Here is a 2,683-nt window from a genome sequence, read left to right as displayed (position 1 = left end):
CAGGACATCAGGATCCCGATGGCGGCCAACGGCATCAACCGCAACTCCCCGTCCCAGCTGGCCATGGGCTTCTGGTACGGCGGCAGCTCCACCGTCTCCATCGACCACATCACCTTCCAGTGACAGTCCGGCCGCCTGGCCGGGCTACCGACCCGGCCAGGCGGCCCACCCTCCCGAGCTACAGGAAGGCCACCATGTCCACCCGCTCCCTGCGGCTGTCCATCGCGACAACGTTACTGGCCGCCGTCGCGGTCGTGGCGCTCGACGCCGCGCCCGCCCAGGCCGCCACCGTCACCTACCAGGCCGACCTGGCCACCGCGTTCGCCAACCCCGAGCGCGGCTACCACAACCGCTACGAGATCATCAACGACCCGGCGGTCAACGACTACGTCAACGCCGCCACCATCCCCGGCTTCAACCCGGACCTGCTCGACCGGACCTTCGCCCGCGCCAAGGCCGGCGGCAACACCCTCATCCACAGCTACCTGCACCTGGACAAGTACAAGACGGCCACGCTGCCGCAGGCGCTGCTCGACAACCTGTCCTCGGGCCTCGCGGCGGTGCGCGCCGCCGGCATGAAGATCGTGCTCCGCCCGGCGTACACCTGGGACGGCTACGCCGGCGTCGACGAGGCGCGCATCCTGGAGCACATCGGCCAGGTCAACGCCGTGATCACCGCGAACGCGGACGTGGTGCTGCACCTGGAGGCCGGCTACCTCGGCGCCTGGGGCGAGTGGCACACCGGCACGCTGACCAACCCGTCCTCGGTCGAGGAGGCGCCGGCCCGGTACCGCATCGCGAAGAAGATCGTCGACACCACCCCGGCGAGCATCCCGCTCGTGATGCGCTACCCGATCTACATCAAGGAGGTGGTCGACCCCACCACCTGCGTGGTGCCCGGCGGCTGCACGCTGACCCAGGCGCAGAAGGACCGCATCGGCTTCCACAACGACTGCTTCCTGGCCGACGTCAACGACATGGGCACCTACGACAACCCGTCGTGGATGGGCTGGTTCTACATCGAGCAGAAGAAGCAGTGGATGTACGACCTGGCCACCTCCGGCGGCCTCAACAAGATGGTCGGCGGGGAGACCTGCAACTCCGACGGCTACAACGACGCCGCCTGCGTCAACGCCCAGACCGAGATGAACCGGCTCAACTTCACCGAGATCAACGAGGATTTCGCCGCGGTCAACACCGACAAGTGGAAGGCCGCCAACCTGGCCGCCGCCGGCAACGACCCGGCCGAGACCTGCTTCGTGCGGATCAAGCGCAAGCTCGGGTACCGGCTGCGGCTGCTGGACGCGACCTTCCCCACCACGGTCACGCCCGGCACGAACCTGAACCTCACCGCGCACCTGAACAACGACGGCTGGTCCGGCCTGATCAAGAACCGGCCCGCCTACCTCGTGCTTCAGAACGCCACCCACCGCTACAACCTGCCGCTCAACGGCGTCGACCCGCGCACCTGGCTGCCCGGGGCGAGCACCGTCACGGCCGCCGCGGCGGTGCCGGGCAACGCCGCCTCCGGCACCTACAAGCTGGCGCTGTGGCTGCCCGACCCGAACGCCGCGCTGCAGTCTCGGCCGGCCTACTCCGTCCGGCTGGCCAACACCGGCACCTGGGACGCGGCCAACGGCTACAACGTGCTGTCCACCGCCGTCACCGTCGGCACCTGCACGGGCGACTGCACCGCGCCGTCGACGCCGGCCGGCCTGACCGTGACCGGCGTGACCAACACGAGCGTGTCGCTGTCCTGGTCGGCGTCGACCGACAACGTCGGCGTCACCGGCTACCAGGTGCTGCGCAACGGCGTCCAGGTCGGCACGCCGTCGGGCACCACGTACACCGACACCGGCCGCTCGCCGGGGCAGACCTACCAGTACACGGTGCGGGCCGTGGACGCGGCGGGCAACGTGTCCGGCACCTCGGCCGCGGTCTCGGCGACCACCACCGGCTGCTCGGGGGACTGCACGGCCCCGAGCACCCCGACCGTGTCCACCACCGGGAAGTCCGACACCACGGTCGGCCTGTCCTGGACCGCCGCCACCGACAACGTCGGGGTGACCGGATACGAGGTGTTCCGCGGGTCGACGCTGGTCGGCAGCCCGACGGGGACGTCGTTCACGGACACCGGCCTGACCGCGTCGACGGCCTACAGCTACACGGTCAGGGCGCGGGACGCGGCGGGCAACCGCTCGGCGGCGAGCAACGCCGTGTCCGTGACCACGGATGCGACCCCGCCCGCCCCGACGGGCCTGGTCCTGGACAACTTCGACGGCACCCCGGCGTACCCGTCGTCGAACCAGAACGACCTGGGCAAGTGGACCGGCGCCAACTGCTTCCTCGACGGCGGCGGATCCGGCGCCATCACCAGCGGGGCGCTGAGCCTGCGCTACAACAACTGCGGCTGGTTCGGCTCCGACGTCGGCGTCGACCTCACCGCCCGGACCTACCTGGTGGTGCGGATCAAGGGTGCCGCAGGTGGCGAGCAGAACCACTTCAACCTCGGCCTGGGCGGGTCCACGAAGCTGTTCGGCGACTTCACCCTCGACGGCGGCGCGCATCCGGTGATCACGACGTCCTACCAGGACATCAGGATCCCGATGGCGGCCAACGGCATCAACCGCAACTCCCCGTCCCAGCTGGCCATGGGCTTCTGGTACGGCGGCAGCTCCACCGT

General features: G+C 69.9%; 1 protein-coding gene. It reads left to right on the top strand.

What is annotated here, in order from left to right; translation table 11 throughout:
• Positions 1-194: 194 nt before the first annotated feature.
• Positions 195-2,683, top strand: a 2,489-nt coding sequence (locus tag AB0J67_RS40545; protein WP_363491055.1) for a DUF4832 domain-containing protein, incomplete at its 3' end; no start/stop codon positions are given.

The sequence above is a fragment of the Catellatospora sp. NPDC049609 genome (genome assembly GCF_040675365.1).
Taxonomy (GTDB): Bacteria; Actinomycetota; Actinomycetes; order Mycobacteriales; family Micromonosporaceae; genus Catellatospora.
Note: the sequence above shows the minus strand (reverse complement) of the source record. Positions and strands in the feature narration are given on the sequence as shown.